This window comes from Streptomyces sp. NPDC090741 (assembly GCF_044769045.1).
In the GTDB taxonomy this organism is placed as follows: Bacteria; Actinomycetota; Actinomycetes; order Streptomycetales; family Streptomycetaceae; genus Streptomyces.
The window spans coordinates 180,603-202,008 of the sequence record NZ_JBIVXF010000004.1 but is presented as its reverse complement, the minus strand read 5'-3'; the positions used below and the strand labels follow the sequence as shown (position 1 = coordinate 202,008).

Below are 21,406 nucleotides of genomic sequence, written 5' to 3'. Positions count from 1 at the left end.
CTGCGGGCGCTGCACGTCATCACCGGGCTCGGGGTCGGCGGCGCCGAGCAGCAGCTGCGGCTGCTGCTGCGGCACATGCCGATGCGCTGCGACGTGCTGACGCTGACCAACCCCGGGCCGGTGGCCGAGGGTTTGCGGGCCGACGGGGTCCGGGTGGTGCACCTGGGGATGCGGGGCAACCGCGACCTGGGGGCGCTGCCGAGGCTGGTGCGGTTCATCCGGCGCGAGCAGTACGACCTCGTACACACGCACCTGTACCGGGCCTGCGTGTACGGGCGGCTCGCGGCCCGGCTCGCGGGGGTCGGGACGACCGTGGCCACCGAGCACTCGCTCGGCGAGGGCGAGATCGAGGGCCGGCCGCTGACGGGCGGGGTACGGGCGCTGTACCTGGCCAGTGAGCGGCTGGGCGCGGCGACCGTGGCCGTGTCGGACACCGTGGCGGCTCGGCTGGAGGGGTGGGGGGTGCCGGCCGCGCGCGTGCACGTCGTACCGAACGGGATCGAGGCCGTCCGCTTCCGCTTCGACGAGGGGGTGCGCCGGACCACCCGGGCCCGGACCGGGCTGCCGGAGCGGGCCTTCGTGGTCGGCGGGGTCGGGCGGCTGGTGCCGGGCAAGCGGTTCGACTCGCTGGTGCGGGCGGTGGCGGCGCTGCCGGGGGCGCACCTGCTGCTGGCCGGGGAGGGGCCGGAGCGGGCGGCGCTGCGGCGGCTGGCCGCGGAGCTGGGCGCGCAGAGCCGGATCCACCTGCTGGGGGAGCGGGACCCGCTGGGCGACAGCGCGGACGGGCGGACGCCCGGGATCCCGGCGCTGCTGGCCGCCATGGACGTGTTCGTGTCGCCCTCGCGGGAGGAGGCGTTCGGGCTGGCGGTGGTGGAGGCGCTGGCCGCGGGGCTGCCGGTGCTGCACGTCACCTGCCCGGCGATCGACGACCTCCCGGCCGCGGAGGCGCCGGGGGCGCGGCGGATCGGGACCGGGACGGAGGAGCTGGTCGCCGCCCTGCGCGGGCACATGGAGGCGGGGGCGCGGCGCCTGCCCCAGCCGCCGGTGGCCCGCCGCTACGACATCGCCCGCAGCGCGGAGCGCCTCCTCGCGGTCTACGCCCTGGCCCTGTCGGGGCCCCGGCCCGCCCCTGCGCCCGGGGGCGGCTTGATCGACGCACCACCGACGGGGTCCCCCGAGCCGGGGCCCGAAACCACTCCCATCCCTCCAGGAAGGCACGTACATGGCTGACACCGCCGATCAGAAGAAGGCCGAGAAGAAGGCCGAGAAGAAGGCCGAGAAGAAGGCCGACCAGAAGAAGGCCGATCGCCGCCGTCTCAAGGTGCGCCTGCTGCCGCCGCCCGCGTGGTGGCCGTTGCCCGCCGCCGCCGTGCTGGGGCTGGCCGCGGGCGGGGCGTACGGGGTGCTGAAGGCCCCCGAGTACGCCGCGACCAGCTACGTCGTCGCCGTCCCGAACGAGACCACCGAGCCGGCCACCGCCCTCGGCTTCGCCCAGGCGTACGCCCGCATCGCCACCAGCAGTTCCACCCTCGCGTACGCCCAGCCGCGCGCGGGCATCAGCGCCGGCCGGCTCCGTACGCAGGTGCGCGCCGAGACCTCCCCCGAATCGCCGATGATCGCCATCACGGGGACGTCGAAGAGTGCGAACGAGGCCGCCGACATCGCCAACGCCGTCGCCGACGCGCTCTCGCTGAGCAGCAATCAGGCCGCCAAGAACACCGGCGTCCAGCTGCTGCTGTTCAGCCAGGCCGTCGCGCCGAGCGAGCCCGCCTCGCCGTCCGCCGCCATCAGCGGGGCCGTCGGGCTGTGCGCCGGCGGACTGCTCGGCGGGCTGTGGCTGCTCGCCCGGCCCGCCGGCCGCACCCGGCGGCCCGAGGAGCAGCTCGTTGCCGGGCCCGTCGTCGAGGAGTACGCCTCCCTGCCCGCCCAGGGCGACCACACCGAGACCAAGGAGAAGGAGTCCGTGCGATGACTACGGGCTCCACCGGGGCCCTGTCGGTGACGCTGTGCCGCGACCCCCGGCAGTTCGCCGCGCTGGAAGAGCCGTGGAACCGGCTCTTCCGGGCCTGTCCCACCGCCACCCCCTTCCAGAGCCATGCCTGGCTGCACTCCTGGTGGCTCTCGTACGGCCGGGACGGGCGGCTGCGGATCGTGCTCGTACGGCGCGGCGAGGAACTCGTCGGCGCGTGCGCGCTGATGCTCGTCCACCGGCCGCTGCCGCTCCTGGTGCCGCTCGGCGGCGGCATCACCGACTACTTCGACGTCCTGGTGGCGGCCGAGTACGCCGACCAGGTCGTCCCGGCGCTGGCCCACGGCCTGCACCGGGCCGCCCGAGGCGCGGTCGTCGACCTGCGCGAGGTACGGCCCGGGGCCGCCGCCGAGGCGCTGTACGGGCAGTGGCCGGGGATCCGGAGCAAGCTCACCGACTCCACCTGCATGGAGCTGCCCGCGCTGCCCTTCGACGAGCTCGTGAAGAGGATGCCGGCCTCCGGGGCCCAGCGGGTCCGGGCCAAGCTGCGCAAGACCGACGCGGCCGGGATCGAGGAGCGCGAGGTCACCGAGCAGGAGGTGCCGCGCGCCGTACGGACGCTGCTGCGGCTCCACGAGAAGCAGTGGCGCGGGCGCGGGGTGACCCCGGAGCACCTGAGGCCCCGCTTCGCCGAGCACCTGACCCGGGCCACCCGGCGGATGGTGCGGGCCGGCGAGGGCCGGCTGACGGAGTTCCGGCTGGACGGGACGGTGGTGGCCGCCAACGTCACCCTGCTGTCGGCGGCGTTGAGCGGCGGCTACCTGTACGGGGCCGACCCGGACCTGCGGACCCGGAAGGTGGACGTGGCCACGCTGCTGCTGCGCTACGAGGCGGGCCGCGCCCTGGCGGAGGGCCGCCCGGTGGTGAGCTTCCTGCGCGGCAACGAGCCGTACAAGAACCACTGGCGGCCCGAGACCGTCGTCAACCAGCGGTTCCTGCTGGCCAGGACGGCGCTCGCGCCCCTGCTCCGCCTGCACGAATCGCAGGTGACGGGGCGCGAGCGGGCGGTGGACGCGCTGCGCGAGGCGCTGCCGGCCGCCAGGGACTGGCGGGCGCGGCTCAACGAACTGCGGGTCCGATGACGGCTCTACCAGGGCCAGAAGCCGGAGTCCTTGCCCCAGTCGATCTTGACGCAGACCGACTGCTTGCCGACCAGCTTGGAGAGCCACTCGCCGAAGTTGATCGGCACGCACCACTCCGTGGTGTTGGCGGGCGGATCGGTCGGCTCGGGCTTCGGCACGACCGGAACCGGGACCGGGACCGGGGGCAGCACCGGCGAAGGCTCCGGGACGGGGACCGGACTCGGGCTCGGGCTCGGGTCCTCCGGGGTCTGCGGCGACGGGACCGCCGGCGAGGGCACGGGATCGGGAACCGGCTCGGGGGAGGGGCTCTCGGGAGCCGGGACCTGCGGGCTCGGCTCGACCGGCTCCGGGGACACCGGGACCGGGACGGGGGCCGGGACCGGGACCTCGGGCGACGGAACGGCCGGCGAGGGCACGGGCACGGGCACCGGCTCGGGGACGGGCACCGGAGCGGGCTCGGGTACGGGGCTCGGGCTGGGGCTCGTGCTCGGAGTCTCGGGCGACGGGACCGGCACCGGGATCTGCGGGCTCGGGATCACCGGCGAGGGCACGGGGATCTCGGGGGTCGGGATCGACGGGGTCGGCATGACCGGGGTCGGGATCGACGGGGTCGGCATGACCGGGGTCGGGATCACGGGCGTCGGGATCACGGGCGTCGGGATGACCGGCGTCGGAACCACCGGGGTCGGGATCACCGGATCCGGCCGCTCGGGTGCGAGCGCCGCCCGGAAGGCCTTCGCGGACCGGGGGTTCTGCTTGCACTGCCACACGCCGTGCGGACAGTAGTCGGTGATGGTGTGGTAGAGCGGCTTGTGCTGCTCGATCCACTTCAGCATGCGCTGTACGTACACCGGGTTGTCCCCGTGCCGGAACAGTCCCCACTCCGGGTACGAGATCTCTTTGCCATGCGCTTTCGCGAAGTCGACGTGCTGCTGGAGCCCGTACGGCTGGCTGACCATCTCGTCGAAGGTCTTGCCGGGAGCCTGGTCGTACGAATCCATGCCGACGATGTCGACCACATCGTCGCCGGGGTAGCACTTGGTCCAGCCGATCGCGTCCGACCCGCGGTTGGGGGCGAAATCGAACTTGAACTCCTGTCCGGGGACGGAGCGCATCGTGTTGACGATGCGGTTCCAGTACTCCTTCCAGCCCTCCGGGTCCGGCGCGCAGCGGTGCGTGTACGTGGCGCCGTTCATCTCCCAGCCGAGCACGATCACCGTGTCCGGGACGCCCAGCTCCACCAGCCGGTGGGCGAGCTTCTCGAAGTGGTGGTCGAACTCGCCCTCCGCGCCCGCCCGGATCAGCCGGGCCACCTCGCGGTCGGGGACGTGGTCCTCGTTGCGCTGCTGCATGGGCACGTTGAGGACGAAGAGCCGGTCCGGCCTGGCCCGGCGCCACTGGGCCCAGGCCTCCAGGAAGTCGGGGTTCTCGATGCGGGCCCACCGGTCTCCGGGCAGGTAGGTGTGCCCGACCCGGATCTCCTTGCCGCCCAGCCAGCGCGACAGCTGCGGGATCCGGGCGACTCCGGTCTGGCCGGAGTCGAGAAATGCGCCCATGGCGATGTCGGAACCCTTGGGCTGCTCCTTCTCGGGGGCCGCGAGCGCGGCCCCGGTGGCGAGCAGTCCGGCCGTCACCGTACCGATGCAGGTGCTCGCCAGTCGGCGGTGTGGTCTGGGCATGGCGTCTCCCGAACTTTCCTGAATCGGTGTGCTTGTCAAAGACGTTAGGCATCACATCTGACGAATGGCCTGTCCGGTGACCGCCGCCTAGGCCATTCGCAGCTGCGTATCCTCCCCGCTTGGTCCGACTAGGTGAAAGACACCGTTCCCATGCACGCGTTCGACGGCCATGTGCCCGCAGTAGTGCTCAGACTCGATCGGAATCCGTTCCACCACGGAACCCTCGGCGCCGTCAGATCGCTCGGGCGCAGGGGCGTGGAGGTCCATGCCGTCGTCGAGGCCGGGGGAGGTCCCATGGGGCGTTCGCGCTACCTGCGCGCCGTACATCCCGGGCCGGCCGGGGGGTTGGACCCCGAGGCCCCGGAGACGCTGCTGGAGTGCCTCGTCGGGGTGTCGGAGCGGATCGGCAGGCCTGCGGTGCTCGTGGCGATGGACGACCTGAGCGCCATCGCCGTCGCGCGGATCGCGCCGATGCTCGACGGGCGGTTCCGGATCCCCCATCAGCCCGACGGGCTGCCCGCCCGGGTGGCGGACAAGGCGGAGCTGTCACGGCTGTGCGCGCGCTGGGACGTTCCGCACCCGGAGACGGTGATCCCGGCGAGCGGGGCCGAGGCGGCGGAGGCCGCGTGGCGGCTCGGCCTGCCGGTGGTGGCCAAGTGGAGCCGGCCCTGGCTGCTGCCCGCGGGCGCCGGACTGCGCAGCACCACGCTCGTGCACACCGCCGCCGAGGCGCGCCGGCTGTACGAGTGCACGCAGGAGGCCGGGAGCCGGCTGCTGCTCCAGCGGTTCCTGCCGGCCGGGACGGACACCGACTGGTTCTTCCACGGCGCGTTCGGCCGGGGCGGGCACCCGCTGCTCGCGGGGTCGGGCCGCAAGGAGCTGTCCTGGCCGGTGCGGACGGGGCTGACGGCGGTGGGGCGCTGGCTGCCGGATCCGGCGGTGGAGGAGGCGGGGCTGCGGCTCGCCCGGCGGCTGGGCTACCAGGGAATCATGGACCTGGACTTCCGCCGGGACGAGAAGGGCTGCTTCCGGCTGGTGGACTTCAACCCCCGGCCGGGCGCGCAGTTCCGGCTGTTCACGGACGCGGGCGGGCTCGACGTGGTCCAGGCGATGTACCTGGACCTGACGGGGCAACGGGTCCCGGAGCCAGCGGGCGGTCCGGGGCGGGTGTTCGTCGCGGAGAACTACGCCCTGCTGGCGGCGGTCCGCGGCCGCCAACTCCCGTGGCGCTCCCCGGCGGGCGACCGGGACGCCGTCCCCGCTCCGGCGCGGGCCGAGGACGCCGGGGCCGGGGCCGGGCAGGGCCGCACCGCGGGCGAGCGGCCCGGTGGCGAGCGGCCCGGTGGCGAGCGGCCCGGGCCCGTACGGGTGGCGCCGCGGGCGGAGCGGGGGCGGGTGGAGGCTGCCTGGTTCGCCGCCGACGACCCGATGCCGTTCTTCGCGATGCTCGCGGCGTTCCTCGGCCGGGGTGCGGGGAAGGGCGCGCGCGCCCTGCGCGGTGTCCCGGCGCACGGCCGGCGCACGGCGCGCGCCGTGGTGCGCGCCCCGCGCCAGCGCGCCCGCGACCTGACCCCGCCGGCCGCCCCGACCGCCCCGGGGACCCCGGCCGCCCCCGCCGAACCGGACGAGCTGGTGACCCGATGACGCCCCTCCACCCGCCTCCGCCGCCCGCCCACCGCTGGAGGTCCGGGCAGGTCCGCAGGGCCCATGAGACTGGAGGGACAGCGGTGACGCGGATGGACGATCTCGTCGTGGTCGGCGCCGGGCCGTACGGGCTGTCGATCGCCGCGCACGCGGCGGCGGCCGGGCTCGGCGTACGGGTGCTCGGACGGCCCATGGCCTCGTGGCGGGACCACATGCCCGAGGGCATGTACCTGAAATCGGAGCCCTGGTCCTCCAACCTGTCCGCGCCCGGCGGCCGGCACACCCTCGCCGCGTACTGCGCCGGCCGCGGCATGGCGGCCGAGCACGGCAGCCCGCTGCCGATCGACGTGTTCAGCTCGTACGGCATGTGGTTCGCCCGGCACGCCGTGCCCGAGGTGGAGGAGGTGACGGTCACCGAGGTCTCCCCGCAGGGCGACGGCTTCCTGGTCCGCACCGCCGAGGGGCCGCCGCTGCTCGCCCGGACGGTCGTGCTCGCCGTCGGGGTGATGCCGTTCGTCCACCTCCCCGGACCGCTGCGGGAGCTGCCCCCCGGGCACTGCTCGCACAGCAGCGGCCACCGCGACCTGGCCCGGTTCGCCGGCCGGGAGGTCGCCGTGATCGGGGCCGGGCAGGCGGCCCTGGAGACCGCCGCCCTGCTGGCGGAGAACGGGGCCCGGCCCTGCCTGGTCGCCCGCCGGTCCCGGCTGAACTGGAACACCGCGCCCCAGCCGCTGGAGCGCCCGGTGCTGCGCGCCCTGCGCGATCCGCACAGCGGTCTCGGCACCGGCTGGCGCAGTTGGGCGTGGTCGGAGCTGCCCTGGGCGGTGCGCCGGCTGCCCGCGCCGACCAGGGAGCGGATCGCGGCGACCGCGCTCGGGCCCGCCGGGGCCTGGTGGCTGCGGGACCGCTTCGAGCGGAGCGTCCCGGTGCTGCTGGGGCACCGGCTGCACCGGGCGGTGGCGGTGGGCGAGCGGACCCGGCTCGGGCTGACCACCGCGGCCGGGGAGTCCGTCGTACTGGACGTCGCGCACGTCGTCGCGGCCACCGGGTTCACCCCGCACCTGGGGCGCCTGGAGCTGCTGGACGCCCGGCTGCGGGCCGTCCTGGACACCGTCGGGGACGGCGGCACGCCCGAGCTGAGCGCCGGTTTCGAGTCCTCGTGGCCGGGACTTTTCTTCGCGGGGCTGCTGACGGCTCCCTCATTCGGCCCTTCCATGCGATTCGTGCATGGTGCGGGGTTCACGGCGGGGAGACTGGTCGCAGGAGTCCGAAAGCGCCTCGGCGCCCCGGGCGGGCCGGCGGGCTCCACCGGGACCGTACGGCCCGACCGGGCCGGTGCCGGGCATCCGAAGACGTCTCTGCGGTGAGGTCGAGAGGGGACCGCGATGAGTGCGGAGCAGCGAGCACAGGGCGGCCGTGGCTGGGTGCGCATTCCCGCGAGCCGGGCGGAGCAGCCCGGCGCGGCCAGGCCCGGCGCGAGGCCCGCGCCGAGGCCCGCGGCCAGGGCCGCCGCCTCGCCTTACGCCCCTCCCGCCCACACCCCTCCCGGGCACGCGGCACCGGACCAGCCGACGATCTACCTCTCCCTCGTCAAGCGCTGGCAGGAGGCCGGGCGCACCCTTCCGGGGCATCCTGACGAGGAGTGGGAGCGGCTGATCTCCCAGCCGTGCTGGCCCGGCCGTTAGGTGGTGTGTCTCGTGGCAGCGGCGGAGCGCGACAGATCCGGGCAGGGCAGCCGGGACCCCGTGACGGGGCCCGGCGAGCGGCTCGCGCTGAACGGCATGGGCAGCTTCGAGTGGGACCTGGCCGCCGGGACGCTGACGCTCGACGAGTCCGGGCTCGTGGTCTTCGACCTGGAGCGGGAGGAGTTCGACGACACCCCGGAGGGGCTGGGGCTGCGCATCCCGGCCGACGACGGCGCCCGGCTGGCGGAGTCCACGCAGGTGGCCCTGGACGGCGGCATGGAGACGTACGGCTCGTACTTCACCGTGCAGCGGCGCGACGGCGTCGACCAGTGGACGCACACGCAGGGCCGGATCCTGCGCGACGCCGACGGGCGGCCCCGGCGGATCGTCGGGATCGTACGGGACGCGACCGCCGAGCTCGCCCACGCCACCGTGCTGCGGAAGCTGGAGTCGGCGCGGGCCCAGCAGGCCACGATCGTGCAGCGGACGACGGAGGCCCTGTCGCGGGCGGTGACGGTCGACGACGTCACGGCCACGCTGACCGGGGCGGGGGCGCTGGAGCGGCTCGGCGCGGACGGGCTGGCCCTGGGGCTGGTCGAGAACGGCGCAATCAAGATCATCGCGCTGAGCGGGGAGTCGCTGGAGATCCTCAGCGAGCGCCAGTTCACCCGGCTGGACGGCTCGCTGCCGCTGTCGCAGGCGGTGCTCACCCGCAAGGCGCGGTTCGTCACCTCCCTCACCGAACTGGCGGGTGAGTTCCCGCTGCTTGCGGACTACCTGCGCCGGATCCGCTTCGACGCCGCCGCCTATCTGCCGCTGATCGCGCAGGCCAAGGCGATCGGCGGGCTGGTGCTGTTCTACCGGCGGCGCAGCGAGTTCAGCCCGGAGGAGCGCAACCTGTGCCTGGGCCTGGCCGGCATCGTGGCGCAGTCCCTCCAGCGGGCCCTCCTGTTCGACCAGGAGCGGGAGTTCGCCACGGGCCTGCAGGCCTCGATGCTGCCGCGCCGGATCCCCGAGATCAGCGGCGGGGAGATCGCGGTGCGCTACCACTCCGCCTGGAGCGGGCGGGAGGTCGGCGGGGACTGGTACGACGTGATCGCGCTGCCCCGCGACCGGGTCGGCATCGTCGTGGGCGACGTACAGGGCCACGACACGCACGCGGCGGCGATCATGGGCCAGCTGCGGATCGCGCTGCGGGCGTACGCGGGGGAGGGCCATCCGCCGTCCACCGTCCTGGCCCGGGCCTCCCGCTTCCTGGCCGAACTGGACACCGAGCGCTTCGCGACCTGCATGTACGCACAGGTGGACCTGGAGACCGGCGGCGTACGGGCGGTGCGCGCGGGCCACCTCGGGCCGCTGATCCGGCACACGGACGGGCGCACGGGCTGGCCCAACGTACGGGGCGGTCTGCCGCTCGGGCTGGCCTCGGTGTTCGAACAGGAGGACTTCCCCGAGACCCGGCTCGACCTGGTCCCCGGGGAGACGCTGGTGCTGTGCACCGACGGCCTGGTCGAGGAGCCCGGCACCGCCATCACCCAGGGCATGGAGGCCCTCGCCCACGCCGTGCGCAGCGGCCCGCAGGAGGCGGGGGCGCTCGCCGACCACCTGTCGGACCGGCTATGGGAGCGCTGGGGCTCCGGGGACGACGTGGCCCTGCTGGTGCTGCGCCGGGCCCCCGACCCGGGCACCCACCGGGCTCCGCGGATCCACCAGTACATCCACCAGGCGGACCCGGAGGGCCTCTCGGAGGCCCGCTACGCCCTGCGCCAGGCCCTGCGCGACTGGGGCATGCCGGAGCTCGCCGACGACGTGGAACTGGCCGCAGGGGAACTGCTGGTCAACGCCCTGCTGCACACGGACGGCGGGGCGGTGCTGACCATGGAGGTGCTGCCGGAGCCGGTCCGGCGGATCCGGCTGTGGGTCAAGGACCGCTCCAGCGTCTGGCCGCGCCGGCGCACCCCGGGGGAGGCCGCGACCACCGGTCGCGGGCTGCTGCTGGTGGACGCGCTGGCCACGCACTGGGGCGTGGAGTCCCGGGGCGACGGCAAGGCGGTGTGGTGCGAGTTCGACGTCGCGGGCAGCGTGCGCAGCGTGGGGTGACCGCACGATCACCCCGAGTTGTGGGATGTCGGGGCCGGAGTGATGATGCGGTCCATGGAACGGACTACCACACGGACCGGGATCCCGCCGTGCACCGGCTGAACAAGCGGCCGGGCAAGGGGGCCACGACCGCTCTCCTCGCGCTGCTCCTGCTGGCCGTCGGCGTACCGACGGCCGTGCACCGTACGGCCGGGCGCCCGCACACGGATCCCGGCTGCCGGACCGTCGCGTTCATGTCGATGACCGGCGTGGCCCCCGCCTGCCGGTAGCGGCGGCTACCGGCCGCGGGTGGGTCGGGTCGGCTCTGCGGCGGCTCCGCGGTGGCTCAGCCGCGCTTCTCCTCCAGCCAGATGTCCCGCCCGGTCTCCGCCAGGTGGGCCACGCTCAGCTTGAACCCGGAGTGCAGGCTCGCCGCCTGGAGCCGGGCCTCCGCGCCGGCCGCGCCCGGGTGCAGGTCCACCAGCTCCAGCGAGGCGGACGCGGACCAGTCGTGCTCCTGTCCGTCGCAGACGGCCTCCTCGCCGCCGAAGCCCAGGCGGGTCGAGTCCTGGGTGAGCGTGACCTGGATCTGCACTCCCCGGGGTGACGAGGGCTCGCACCTGTAGGTCCCGAAAAGGGTGACGTGGCCGTCTTCGGAAAGGTGACCGACTTCCTGTACGGAAATCTGATTGTCGTGGGAGTGGGCGTCGGCCGGTGCGGTGAATGCGGTGGCGGCGGCCAGTGCGGAAAGAACCGTCACGGCCAGGCGGCGGGTGGAAACTCGCATGAATCCTCCATGGGGGGTGGGTCGGCACAAAAGCACCGAAACGCATTGTGCTGGCAGATGGCGGGCAACTCCTTCCGCACACTCGTGTCGGTGTGTGCAATTGCCCGCTCGGGCGCGTGAGACTGGCCGGAATACCTCACCGAAGGTCCCCGAAGGGATCACTCATGCGCCAGTCCGCTCCCGTCCTCGCCGCCGCCCTCCTGCCCTTGCTGCTGTTCGGTGCCACGGCCTGCTCCGGCGCCCCCGAGGGGGCCGCGCTCGCCCCCGCCGCGGCGCCCGCCGTCCCGGTGGACGACGGCGCGCCCGGGGCCGAGGGGGCCCCGGGGGCGGCCCGGGCCGCCTCGAAGGATGCCCATGTGGGCGACTCCGTACGGGTGCGCGGCCGCCAGATGGGCCGGCACCTGCAGGCCGTGCTCAACGCGTACGTCGACCCGGCGGTCAGCGTGGAGAAGGACTACGCCCCGCCCGCGGGCAAGCGCTGGGTGGCTGCCTCGATGTCGTTCGTCAACGTCGGCGGGGACTCGTACGGGGACCTCGGGCAGATGTGGGCGTACGACAGCGCGGGCGGTCGCCACGGTGTTGTGCCGACCGGTGAACTGACCACCGGAAAACCGCTCGTCTTCGATTCCCTCGCCGTCGGCCAGCGGGCCGAGGGATGGGTGGTGTTCGAAATCCCGGAAAAGGCGCGCATTGTGCGGCTCCAGTACCAGGACGCGAACGTGCAGGCGAATTCCGGAGAAGGATTCTGGGCCGTCTAGCCCGCGCGGGTGAAAGGCCGAAAAGGCGCGGCGGAGAGAGCACTAGGGTGCGGCGCATGACTTCAACTCAAGCCGAAACCGACCGGTCCCGTCTCGGCACCCTTTCCGTGCTCGCCTGGATCGGCGACCCCTCCGAGGGCCACGACATCCCGTACCTGCTCGCCTACACCCTCGGCGACGGGCCGCAGGGGCGGGAGGCCGGCGAGACGGCCGCCCGCGGGCTGCTGGAGGAGATCGGCCTGCCCATCGGCGACGTGGTCATGGACGGCACCCGCAACCCGGCCGGCTTCCCCGTGCAGATCGTGCTCGCGGACAACCAGGTCGCGCTGACCCTGCCGGGGCTGAACGCGACCTGCACCGCCCCGGACGAGTGGGTAGCCGCGGCCAACGAGAGCGGCCAGGCGTACTTCCTGTTCGCCACGCGCGCCTGGCCCGAGGCCGTCCCGGGCAAGCCGGTCGACCCGAAGACCCTCCAGGAGTTCGCGGGCGACGAGTCCGTGCTCACGGGCAGCGCCCACTGCGTGCTCGCGGTGCGGCGCCTCCAGTAGGGGCGCTTCCCGGGATCCGCTCCCGGGAATCCGCTTCCCGGGATCCCCGGGGGATCTCACTCCCTGCTCCGGCCGCCGGGCTCCCAGCCCGCCCGGTGGCCGGCCGCGCCCCTCAGGGGCGCTCGAAGGCGAACTTGAGCGAGCGGACCCGGTTGTCGAAGTTCGAGCCCGCCAGGTCCGGCAGCCCCACCGCCCGCAGCCCCACCGGCCGGGTCAGCAGCTCGCGGAACAGGGCCTTCATCTCCACCCGGGCCAGGTGCGCGCCCAGGCAGAAGTGCGGGCCGCCGCCGCCGAAGCCCAGGTGCGGATTGGGCGAGCGGGTGATGTCGAAGGCGTCGGGGTCGGGGAAGAGCGCCTCGTCGCGGTTGGCGGAGGCGTAGTACAGCACCACCTTGTCGCCGGGCCGGAACAGGTGCCCGCCCAGGGTGTGTTCGGCGGCCACCGTCCGGCGGAACTGGATGATCGGCGTCGAGTGGCGGATCATCTCGTCCACCGCGCCGTCCGCGTACGTCTCGAAGTCCCCGAGCAGCAGGTCCCGTTGGGCGGGGTGGTCGGTGAGCAGGGTCAGCCCGTGGGTGATCGCGTTGCGCGTGGTCTCCACCCCGGCCACCATCAGCAGCGAGAAGAACGCGCCGAGCTGGCGGGCGTTCAGCGCCTGTCCGTCCACGTCCGCGCTGACCAGGGCCGAGATCAGGTCACCGGTGGGGTTCTTGCGCCGCTCCCGGCCGATGCCCGCGACCATCCGCTGCATCTTGGCCAGGGCCCGCAGCCCGCGCCCGGGCATCCGCAGCCGTGAGGCCAGCCCCCGCTCGACGCCGATGTTCTCCGAGGCGTGGTTGACGCGGTCGGCGATCTCGGCGCGGTAGCGCTCCGGGATCCCCATCATGTTGCAGATGACCTCCAGCGGCAGCCGGGAGGCCACGGCCGTGACGAACTCGTCGGGCTCCTGCGCCAGTACGTCGTCCACGATCCGGGCGGCCACCGCGTGGATGTCCGCCTCGGCCGCCGCCAGCAGCCGCGGGGTGAACGCCCGCTGCACGATCTTGCGCAGCCGGGCGTGGTCCGCGCCGTCCAGGTTGACCATCGAGTCCCCGAACAGCGCCCGCACCCACCGGGCCGGCTCGGGCGTGGTCACCCCGGGCGCGCTGGCGAACACCTTGGGCAGCCGGCTCGCCTCCTGCACGTCCGCGTGCCGTACGAGGGCCCAGTGCCCGCGGCCCTTCCCCTCGGGCACGTAGACCGGGGAGTCCAGGGCCCGCAGCCGGGCGAACGCCGCGAGCCGCGCCGCCGGGGGCTGCTGCCAGAACGCCGGGTCGGCGAGCTCCCCGTACTCCGCCACCGCCGCGCCCGTGTCCGCGTACCGCTGTACCGGGACCTTCATCGTTTCTTCTCCCTGTCGCCGGCGCGCTCGCCGTGGCCGCCGCGGCCGCGGAGCCCGCCGTCCTCACGCACCAGAACGCTCGCGGTGGGCCAAGGTCACGCCCACCGCGACGGAGGCCGCGGCGACCAGCCCGGCCCACAGCACCGCCTGCGCGCCGGTCCACGCGCAGGCGAGGATCGCCAGCGCCGTGAGCGGCAGCACCAGCTGCTGGGCGGTACCGCGCTTGAAGTGGCGGGAGTGCAGGAGCCAGACGAAGGCCAGGAAGAGCGCCGCCGGGATGCACACCGAGAGATTGGCGGACAGGGCCGAGATGTGGGCCGCGCCGACCGTGTGCTCGATCGCCACCTCGATGCCGGCGCCGATGGCCGCGGCCGACGCGAAGATCACGTAGTGCCCGTACCCCCACGGGATGGCCTCGCGGTTGCTCTGCAGCCGGTCGTGCGCGGGGACTGCGAAGTAGATCCACCAGGCCGCGAAGACCAGCAGCAGCCCACCGGCGGCGATCGGCAGCAGCTCGCCCAGCGCCTCGTGCTCGTCGATCGCCGACTGGACCGCGACCGTGCTGGCGGCGATGGTCTCGCCGAGCACGATGATGGTGAACAGGCCGTACCGCTCGGCGATGTGGTGCGGATGCCACTGGGTCTGGTAGCTCCGCTCGGCGAGGAGCGGAATCAGCAGCTCCACCATCACGAGCACCAGGAACAGCCATCTGCGGGACTGCTCGGGTGCCGCCAGCAGCGCCACCCAGCCGACCTGGCAGAGCAGCAGCCCCACCGCGTACGTGAGCGCCGTGCGCCGGGCCGGACCCTGCTCCCCGGCGGCGGCGCGCAGCCACTGCGCGGTGAGCGCGAGCCGCATCACCACGTAGCCGAGGACGGAGATGGTCCAGTCGTTGTCGTTGAAGGCGCGCGGGATCCCGGCCGAGTAGATGAGCACACCGGCGATCTGCACCAGGGTCGCGATCCGGTACGGCACGTCGTCGACGTCGTAGGCGGAGGCGAACCAGGTGAAGTTCATCCAGGCCCACCACACCCCGAAGAACACGAAGAGGTAGCCGGTGATGCCGGCGCCGACATGGCCCTCGGCGAGCGCGTGGACGAGCTGCCGGCCGGCCTGCGCCACGGCGACGACGAAGCAGAGGTCGAAGAACAGCTCCAGTGGGGTCGAGGCCCGGTGGCCCTCGTCCCGGCTGCGGGAGGTCATCGGTACGTACGTCATACCGCACAGGACAGCAGCCGTACGCCGGTCGGCAGGCGAGGCGCGCGGCGCCGACGGGGCAGCGGACCCCGCCATCACGGACCGGACGCCGGAGGATCCGTCCTTCCCGGTCATCTTCCGGAGCCAGCACCTGAAGGGCCTGACGTTGGTTCTACACCCGGCCGGGCGCCGAGGCCCCCGGCTGACCCCGGGCCGGGGTCAGGGCGGGAGCAGGGTCGCAGGCCCGGGCGGGGGCGGCCGTACCCTGGAGGCATGAGCAGCGCCCCCGCCTCCGACCCGCAGTCCTCGCAGTCCTCGCGGCCCGAGCCCCGGCCCGAGGCCGCTCCCGCGGCGCGGCCCAAGCCCCGGCTCGTCTTCGACGACCCGCTGGACCAGCAGTCCTCGGACGACACCGACCGCGGGTGGGGCGAGCGGCCGGCCTCCGCCGGGAGCGCGGCCGACTTGGCCCGCTTTCTCGACGAGAAGCCGCCGCACCACGTCTGACCTTCTAGTACCCCGAGCCGTGGCGGCCGGATCCGCCACCCTGACGCTGGGCGACCAGCTCGTCCCGGATCTCCTTGAGGACCACCAGCTCGGTGATCTCCATGGTCTCCTGGACGCCCTCCTTGGCCCGGCGGCGCTGCTCCATCCTGGCCAGGTACTTCGCCATCGGCAGCACCATCAGGAAGTAGACGACCGCGGCGGTGATCAGGAAGGTCAGCGTGGCGTTCAGCACCGAGCCCCAGAGGATGTTCACGCCGATGGCCTCCCCCTTCGCGTCGATGCCGCACGGGCCCTTCAGGCAGGACGTGTAACCGTCCAGGCTCTTCGTCCCGATGGCGCCGACCAGCGGGCTGATGATCCCCTTCACCACCGAGTTCACGATGTTCGTGAACGCGGCGCCGATGACGACCGCCACCGCCAGGTCGACCACGTTGCCGCGCATCAGGAAGGCCTTGAAGCCTGCCAGAACGCTCTCCTTCTTCTTCTCGCTCACCACTGAGCCTCTCTTCGAATCCGCCGAACATGGAGCCAACGGTTCCGAAAGCTACGGCAGTCCGGGCACGGCGTGTCCAATCGGGGCCTGACTTGAGCCGACTTGACTGCACTCCAGTCCGGTTCAGCACAACGTCACCGCCAGTCGTGCCATCGCGCCCGCCCCGACGAGGGCCCGCGCGGTATCCCGGGGCACCGACAGGACCACCAGCGCCCCGGCGTCCCCCACGCCCTTATCCGGATCGGGCACTTCGGCCACGCGGGCGCCCGCGGCCACCACCCGGGGCGGGCCCGCGCGCTCCGCCGCGACCACGTCCACCCGGTCCCCGGGCCGCAACAGCCGCACCGTCGCCGCGTCCGCGATGCGCACCGGCGCCGACACCCACCGCACGGCCGCCGGCGCCGGTTTCACCTCCGGCGGCGCGGCGCCCCGCGAAGCCTGGGCCTGCGCCGCGCCCACCACCGCCAGCGCGGCCGCCAGGACGGCCAGGCCGGCCGACGCGGCCCGCCGCCGACGCCGTACGGCGCGGCGCAGCCGGTCCGCGCCCCGGCCCGTGCGAAGCGGGGGAAAGGCCGGTACGGGGCGCGCGGGGGGACACGTAGAAGAGGAAGAGAAGCACGAGGTCTTGGACATGACGGCCACCACCGGCGAATCGAGTTCCGATGCCCGGACCCTGCGCCCGGACACCCCTCACGATCCGCCGCCCCGCGAAATCCCGCTCGCACCTGTGGACAATCCCCAGCCTGTGGAAAACCCCGTCACCCACACGAGTGGGCCGCCGTCAGGCTCCGGGGATCTCCTCGCGCAGGACCAGGGCCAGCAGCCCCGGGAACCGCGCGTCGAACTCCGCGCGCCGCAGCCGGTTGACGCGCCCCCGCCCCTGGTCGCGCTGTTCCAGCAGCCCCGCCGCGCGGAGCACCGCGAAGTGGTGGCTGAGGGCCGCCTTGCCCACCGGCACGTCGAAGGTGCCGCAGCTGCGCTCCCAGTCGGCCGCGCCCGCCAGTTCCCGTACCAGCCGCAGCCGCACCGGGTCGGCGAGGGCGGCGAGGGCGGTCTGGACGGGTACCCCGTCGGGGTGGGTGTGCTCGGGTTCGGCCCGGTGTCCCATCGCGGTCCCTCCCTGGGTGCCGGCGCGGCCTTGCGGAATGTTCGATGAAAACCGTACATTCGTGGTGCGCAGTGTTCGTATTTCATTGAACAGTCTAGCCGGGGGTACCAGCCATGCACGCAATCGAGTTCCGGGAGACGGGCGGACCCGAGGTGCTCCACATCGCCGAGGTCCCCGTACCGGAGCCGGGCCCGGGCGAAGTGAGCATCGACGTCGCCTACGCCGGAGTCAACTTCGCCGACGTCCTGGCCCGGGCCGACGGCTACCGCGTCCCGGCCCTTCCCTTCCGCCCCGGCCTGGAGATCTCCGGCCGCATCCGGGCCGTGGGCCCCGGCGTGGACGGCCTGCGCCCCGGCCGGGAAGTCGCCGCCCTCACCTCGCACAGCGGCTACGCCGAGGTCGCCGTCGCCCCTGCCGCCACCGTCTTCGCGCTCCCCGAAGGCATCTCCCTGCGCACCGCCGCCACCCTGCCGACGGTCCTGCCCACGGCCCAGGGCCTCGTGCACCGGGTCGGCCGGCTGCGCGCCGGGGAGACCGTACTCGTTCAGAGCGCGGCGGGCGGCGTCGGCACGGTCGCCGGCCAGCTCGCCAGGCTCGCCGGGGCGAGCGCCGTCTACGGGGTCGTCTCCCGCCCCGAGAAGGCCGGGGAAGCCCTCAAGTACGGCTACGACGAGGTGTTCGTCGGCGACGGGTTCACCGAGGGCGTGCGCCGAGCCACCGGCGGCCGCGGAGTCGACCTCGCCCTCGACCCCGTCGGCGGCGACACCTTCCGCCGCAGCCTGGACTCCCTCGCGCGCTTCGGCCGCCTCGTCGCCTTCGGGAACGCCGGCGCAGCCGCCCCGTGGCAGATCGGGCAGTCCGAGCTCAACCCGCGCGGGCTCTCCGTCGGAGGCTTCTCCGTCCTCACCCTCGCCCAGGACGACCCCGAAGCCCTGCGCGCCCTCGCCGCCGATTCCTTCCGCCTCGCCGCGAGCGGCCGGATCGAGCTTCCGGTCACCGCCGAGTTCCCGCTCGACCGGGCGGCAGAGGCGCACCGGCTGCTGGCCGGACGCGCCACCACCGGCAAGCTGCTGCTGCGGGTCGCGGGCGAGTGAGCGCCGGGTCGCCACGCGCCGGTCCGTACGCGGCGCAGCGCGGCCACCGGGTCGGCGGCCCGCGTCACCGACCGGCCCACCACCGGGTGCGATGCCCCGGCGGCGGAGCCGCGCGGCGCAGTTCCCGTACGCATGACCGGCGTCAGAGTGCCGTGGGAGTCCTCGTGGTGGCGAACCGCACCACCGCGTCCCGGAGTTTGTCCGTCACGGGCTCGAACCCGCTGTCCGCGGAGGCGGCCCGCGAGCGGTGCACGCCGCCGTCGGGGCCGATGGCGTACGAGGTTCCGACGCCGACGCCGACGCCGACGCCGACGCCAACGCCGACGCCCTCGCTCGCGAAGACGAAGGCGTCACCGACGGCGTCGCCCGCGGCGTCGAGCTCTACGCAGTCGTCGAGGGCGAGGGTGAGGGCGTCCTCGGTCACGGCAGTTAGATGGTCACGGCAGTTCGATGCCGAGGTCCCAGCCGTCGTGGGCGTGGGTGCACAGGCAGGCGCGGGATTCCGTTGCGGGGAGGGCCGACACCGCGTCGAAGAGGACCTCGCGCAGGCGGCCGACGTTCTCGCCGAACACCTTCAGGACCTCGGTGTGGGACACGCCCTCGCCCGTCTCCGCACCCGCGTCCAGGTCGGTGACCAGCGCCATCGACGTGTAGCAGAGCCCCAGCTCGCGGGCGAGGACCGCCTCCGGGTGGCCCGTCATGCCGACGACCGACCAGCCCATCGCCGCGTGCCACTTCGACTCGGCGCGGGTCGAGAAGCGCGGGCCCTCGACCACGACCATCGTGCCGCCGTCCACCGGCTCCCACTCCCGGCCCCGCGCCGCCGCCAGCGCCACCGAGCGGCCCACCGGGCAGTACGGGTCGGCGAAGGTGGTGTGCACGACGTTCGGCACCGAACCGTCGGGCAGCGGCTCGCCGTCGAAGAAGGTCTGGGCGCGGGACTTCGTACGGTCGACCAGCTGGTCGGGAACGAGCAGCGTGCCCGGACCGTACTCGGCGCGCAGGCCGCCGACCGCGCACGGGCCGAGCACCTGGCGCACGCCCACCGAGCGCAGCGCCCACAGGTTGGCCCGGTAGTTGATCTTGTGGGGCGGGACCTTGTGGCTGCGGCCGTGGCGCGGGAGGAAGGCGACCTGGCGCCCGGCCAGCTCGCCGATGAAGAGGGAGTCGCTCGGGGGCCCGTACGGGGTGTCCACCTGGATCTCGGAGACGTCGTCCAGGAAGGAGTAGAAGCCCGAGCCGCCGATGACACCGATCTCTGCGTTAGCCATGCGGCCACCCTAACCGGGCATGCGTAAGGCCCCGCCGCCCGGAAGGGGCTGCGGGGCCTTACGAAAAGCGGACGAGATCAGAGGTCAGGCAGCCGACGTGGAGCTGGAGCTGGAGCCGGTGCCCGTGCTCGACGTCGAGGACGTCGACGAAGCGGCCGGTGCGGCGGCGGGCGTCGACGGCTTCGAGGCGGCAGGGCTGCTGCTCGACGAAGCGCCGCGGCTGTCGTTCCGGTAGAAACCGGAACCCTTGAAGACGATGCCGACCGCGGAGAACACCTTCTTCAGGCGTCCGTGGCAGTTCGGGCACTCGGTCAGTGCGTCATCGGTGAACTTCTGCACGGCCTCAAGGCCCTCACCGCACTCGGTGCACTGGTACTGGTAGGTCGGCACGAATTTCCTCCTGGCACTCTGACTCGATGAGTGCTAACGACGTTCCATGGTGACGTATTCCGGCCGATCAGTCCACCGTCACCGGCACGCGGTGACCGACACCACGCTCGCTCACCCGCGCAGCAGGGGCCGCCGGAGCAGCGGCGGCAGGCGATCCCGCCGACGAGTTGATGATCCGGCTCGGTGCCTTCGGGGCCAGGCTCGACCGCAGCGCGAGCAGGGTCGCCAGTGCCAGCACGGTGCCCGCCATGGGCACCAGGAAGCCGTACGAGGACCCGTGCGCGTCCGTCAGGCGGCCGGCCAGGGTCACGGCGGTGGCCTGACCGAAGGCGACGGCGCCGGTCAGCCAGGTGAAGGCCTCGGTCCGGGCGTTCGCCGGGATCAGGGACTCGATCATCGTGTAGCCGGTGATCAGGGCCGGGGCGATGCACAGGCCGACGGCCAGGCCGAGCGCGCCCAGCAGGATCATCGAGTGCGCGGTCCACAGGACCGAGGCGGCCACGGTGAGGCCGGCGTAGCCGAGCAGCAGCCGGCGGCGCGGGCCGATCTTCCAGGCGATGGCGCCGCAGGCGATGCCCGCGGTCATGTTGCCGGCGGCGAAGACGCCGTACAGCAGGCCGTTCGCGCCCGGGTTGCCGATCTCGTTCGAGAAGGCGGCCAGCGACACCTGCATGCCGCCGAAGACGGCGCCGATGCCGAGGAAGGCCACGATCAGGACGCGCAGGCCCGGGAAGGACAGCGCGGAGGCGTGCTTCTCGCCCCCGGCCGGGGTGGCGTGCGCCTTCGGCTGGGTGGCGCGCTGGGCGGCGAAGACCAGGCCGCCGGCCAGCGTGAGCACGGCCTCGGTGATCAGGCCGGCGGCCGGGTGGACGCCGGTGCACAGCGCGGTGGCCAGCACCGGGCCGACGACGAAGGTGAACTCGTCGGTGACGGACTCGAACGCGGCGGCCGTCGGCAGCAGCGGGGAGCCCTCCAGCTTGGCGGCCCAGCGGGCCCGGACCATCGGTCCGACCTGCGGGACGGAGGCGCCGGCCGGGACGGCCGCCAGGGCCAGCGCCCACACCGGAGCGCCCAGCAGCGCGAGCGCCACGAGGGTGCTGACGGCGGCGGAGTGCATGAGGACGGCGGGGACCAGGACGGCGCTCTGGCCGCGACGGTCGGTGAGCTTGCCCATCACCGGGGCGGACAGCGCCATCGAGACGCCGGTGACGGCGGCGACGATGCCGGCGCTGGCGTAGGAACCGCTGGTGTGCTGGACGAGCAGCAGGATGCTGATGGTCAGCATGCCGAAGGGGAGTCGGGCGGCGAATCCCGGGAGGACGAAGCCGATGGCGCCGGGCGTGCGCAGGAGCTGCCCGTAACCGGGGCGGGCGGACTTGTCGGTCGTGACCGCGGATGTCACGGCCTGGCCTTTCCGCTGCCTGGTAGAGCGTCCCCGTCTGCGGACGGTGTGCCGCCTCGTGAGCGACCGCACCCGTACATGTGGGAGCCCCGAGAGCTGTCCTCTTGCGCAGAACCGAGTGATACCTGGGCGCCCACTGCGGGAGGGAGCCACGGCCGCTTTGCGGTCGCGCCAGCTCTGCGTCAGGCAGAGTTGGTTCGATGTGGTGTGCCTTTATCGTACAGGCAGACCGGGTGTGTGTCCTGTGATTCCGGCGACATCCGGTGTCTTCACCT

General features: G+C 73.7%; 23 protein-coding genes. 12 read left to right on the top strand and 11 right to left on the bottom strand.

The window, feature by feature from the left end; translation table 11 throughout:
- From ACIQU4_RS13020 to ACIQU4_RS13010, 3 genes are read left to right on the top strand one after another with little or no spacing between them, the layout of a single operon-like run.
- Entirely contained in the window at positions 1-1,230 is a 1,230-nt protein-coding gene (locus ACIQU4_RS13020) for a glycosyltransferase (protein ID WP_403729597.1), read from the top strand.
- Positions 1,223-1,972, top strand: coding sequence for a lipopolysaccharide biosynthesis protein (locus ACIQU4_RS13015; RefSeq protein WP_403728804.1), 750 nt, complete (start codon positions 1,223-1,225; stop codon positions 1,970-1,972). Before ACIQU4_RS13020 ends, ACIQU4_RS13015 begins: the two co-directional genes overlap by 8 nt.
- Complete coding sequence (locus ACIQU4_RS13010) at positions 1,969-3,111, top strand: GNAT family N-acetyltransferase (RefSeq protein ID WP_403728803.1); 1,143 nt, start codon at positions 1,969-1,971, stop codon at positions 3,109-3,111. The genes ACIQU4_RS13015 and ACIQU4_RS13010 overlap by 4 nt, the downstream gene beginning before the upstream one ends.
- A gap of 5 nt (positions 3,112-3,116) precedes the next feature.
- Here the strand turns inward: ACIQU4_RS13010 and ACIQU4_RS13005 are convergent, their stop codons facing one another.
- Positions 3,117-4,790, bottom strand: a complete 1,674-nt coding sequence (locus ACIQU4_RS13005; protein ID WP_403728802.1) for a glycosyl hydrolase — start codon at positions 4,788-4,790, stop codon at positions 3,117-3,119.
- Between the two features lie 294 nt (positions 4,791-5,084).
- Between ACIQU4_RS13005 and ACIQU4_RS13000 the strand changes: the two genes are divergently transcribed.
- From ACIQU4_RS13000 to ACIQU4_RS12980, 5 genes are all read left to right on the top strand, one after another.
- The gene (locus tag ACIQU4_RS13000) at positions 5,085-6,434 is read left to right on the top strand and encodes an ATP-grasp domain-containing protein (protein WP_403728800.1); all 1,350 of its coding nucleotides are present in this window, start codon (positions 5,085-5,087) and stop codon (positions 6,432-6,434) included.
- 92 nt (positions 6,435-6,526) lie between these two features.
- On the top strand, positions 6,527-7,801 hold the full coding sequence (locus ACIQU4_RS12995) for an NAD(P)-binding domain-containing protein (RefSeq protein WP_403728798.1): 1,275 nt from the start codon (positions 6,527-6,529) through the stop codon (positions 7,799-7,801).
- A gap of 18 nt (positions 7,802-7,819) precedes the next feature.
- On the top strand, positions 7,820-8,119 hold the full coding sequence (locus ACIQU4_RS12990; RefSeq protein ID WP_387286222.1) for a hypothetical protein: 300 nt from the start codon (positions 7,820-7,822) through the stop codon (positions 8,117-8,119).
- A 12-nt stretch (positions 8,120-8,131) separates the two neighbouring features.
- Complete coding sequence (locus ACIQU4_RS12985) at positions 8,132-10,219, top strand: SpoIIE family protein phosphatase (protein WP_403728796.1); 2,088 nt, start codon at positions 8,132-8,134, stop codon at positions 10,217-10,219.
- An 89-nt stretch (positions 10,220-10,308) separates the two neighbouring features.
- On the top strand, positions 10,309-10,488 hold the full coding sequence (locus ACIQU4_RS12980; RefSeq protein WP_403728794.1) for a hypothetical protein: 180 nt from the start codon (positions 10,309-10,311) through the stop codon (positions 10,486-10,488).
- 56 nt (positions 10,489-10,544) lie between these two features.
- On the opposite strand, the gene ACIQU4_RS12975 is transcribed toward ACIQU4_RS12980, so the two are convergent.
- The gene (locus ACIQU4_RS12975; RefSeq protein ID WP_403728793.1) at positions 10,545-10,985 is read right to left on the bottom strand and encodes a DUF6299 family protein; all 441 of its coding nucleotides are present in this window, start codon (positions 10,983-10,985) and stop codon (positions 10,545-10,547) included.
- 164 nt (positions 10,986-11,149) lie between these two features.
- On the opposite strand from ACIQU4_RS12975, the gene ACIQU4_RS12970 reads away from it, so the two are divergent.
- Positions 11,150-11,743, top strand: coding sequence for a hypothetical protein (locus tag ACIQU4_RS12970; protein WP_403728792.1), 594 nt, complete (start codon positions 11,150-11,152; stop codon positions 11,741-11,743).
- A gap of 56 nt (positions 11,744-11,799) precedes the next feature.
- The gene (locus ACIQU4_RS12965) at positions 11,800-12,291 is read left to right on the top strand and encodes a DUF5949 family protein (protein ID WP_403728790.1); all 492 of its coding nucleotides are present in this window, start codon (positions 11,800-11,802) and stop codon (positions 12,289-12,291) included.
- 112 nt (positions 12,292-12,403) lie between these two features.
- On the opposite strand, the gene ACIQU4_RS12960 is transcribed toward ACIQU4_RS12965, so the two are convergent.
- Positions 12,404-13,672: a cytochrome P450 gene (locus ACIQU4_RS12960; protein ID WP_403728788.1), complete on the bottom strand. Its 1,269-nt coding sequence runs from the start codon at positions 13,670-13,672 to the stop codon at positions 12,404-12,406.
- A 63-nt stretch (positions 13,673-13,735) separates the two neighbouring features.
- Positions 13,736-14,890 carry a low temperature requirement protein A gene (locus tag ACIQU4_RS12955; RefSeq protein WP_403728787.1) on the bottom strand — a complete coding sequence of 385 codons (1,155 nt, stop codon included), beginning with the start codon at positions 14,888-14,890 and terminating at the stop codon, positions 13,736-13,738.
- A gap of 252 nt (positions 14,891-15,142) precedes the next feature.
- On the opposite strand from ACIQU4_RS12955, the gene ACIQU4_RS12950 reads away from it, so the two are divergent.
- Complete coding sequence (locus ACIQU4_RS12950) at positions 15,143-15,373, top strand: hypothetical protein (RefSeq protein WP_403728785.1); 231 nt, start codon at positions 15,143-15,145, stop codon at positions 15,371-15,373.
- Between the two features lie 4 nt (positions 15,374-15,377).
- Here ACIQU4_RS12950 and mscL read toward each other — a convergent pair whose 3' ends face one another.
- From mscL to ACIQU4_RS12935, 3 genes are all read right to left on the bottom strand, one after another.
- The gene (mscL, locus tag ACIQU4_RS12945) at positions 15,378-15,866 is read right to left on the bottom strand and encodes a large conductance mechanosensitive channel protein MscL (protein WP_403728784.1); all 489 of its coding nucleotides are present in this window, start codon (positions 15,864-15,866) and stop codon (positions 15,378-15,380) included.
- A gap of 123 nt (positions 15,867-15,989) precedes the next feature.
- Positions 15,990-16,499, bottom strand: coding sequence for a hypothetical protein (locus ACIQU4_RS12940; protein WP_403728782.1), 510 nt, complete (start codon positions 16,497-16,499; stop codon positions 15,990-15,992).
- 148 nt (positions 16,500-16,647) lie between these two features.
- Positions 16,648-16,974, bottom strand: coding sequence for an ArsR/SmtB family transcription factor (locus ACIQU4_RS12935; RefSeq protein WP_403728780.1), 327 nt, complete (start codon positions 16,972-16,974; stop codon positions 16,648-16,650).
- A 113-nt stretch (positions 16,975-17,087) separates the two neighbouring features.
- On the opposite strand from ACIQU4_RS12935, the gene ACIQU4_RS12930 reads away from it, so the two are divergent.
- Positions 17,088-18,068, top strand: coding sequence for a zinc-binding alcohol dehydrogenase family protein (locus ACIQU4_RS12930; RefSeq protein WP_403728779.1), 981 nt, complete (start codon positions 17,088-17,090; stop codon positions 18,066-18,068).
- 142 nt (positions 18,069-18,210) lie between these two features.
- On the opposite strand, the gene ACIQU4_RS12925 is transcribed toward ACIQU4_RS12930, so the two are convergent.
- The 4 genes from ACIQU4_RS12925 to ACIQU4_RS12910 form a co-directional block, all read right to left on the bottom strand.
- Complete coding sequence (locus ACIQU4_RS12925; protein ID WP_403728777.1) at positions 18,211-18,492, bottom strand: hypothetical protein; 282 nt, start codon at positions 18,490-18,492, stop codon at positions 18,211-18,213.
- A 13-nt stretch (positions 18,493-18,505) separates the two neighbouring features.
- Positions 18,506-19,339: an S-methyl-5'-thioadenosine phosphorylase gene (locus ACIQU4_RS12920; RefSeq protein WP_403728776.1), complete on the bottom strand. Its 834-nt coding sequence runs from the start codon at positions 19,337-19,339 to the stop codon at positions 18,506-18,508.
- Positions 19,340-19,423: 84 nt separating this feature from the next.
- Positions 19,424-19,729 (bottom strand): FmdB family zinc ribbon protein, encoded by a 306-nt coding sequence (locus ACIQU4_RS12915; RefSeq protein ID WP_403728774.1) that lies wholly within the window; start codon positions 19,727-19,729, stop codon positions 19,424-19,426.
- A gap of 67 nt (positions 19,730-19,796) precedes the next feature.
- Complete coding sequence (locus tag ACIQU4_RS12910; RefSeq protein ID WP_403728773.1) at positions 19,797-21,131, bottom strand: MFS transporter; 1,335 nt, start codon at positions 21,129-21,131, stop codon at positions 19,797-19,799.
- Between the last annotated feature and the right edge of the window lie 275 nt (positions 21,132-21,406).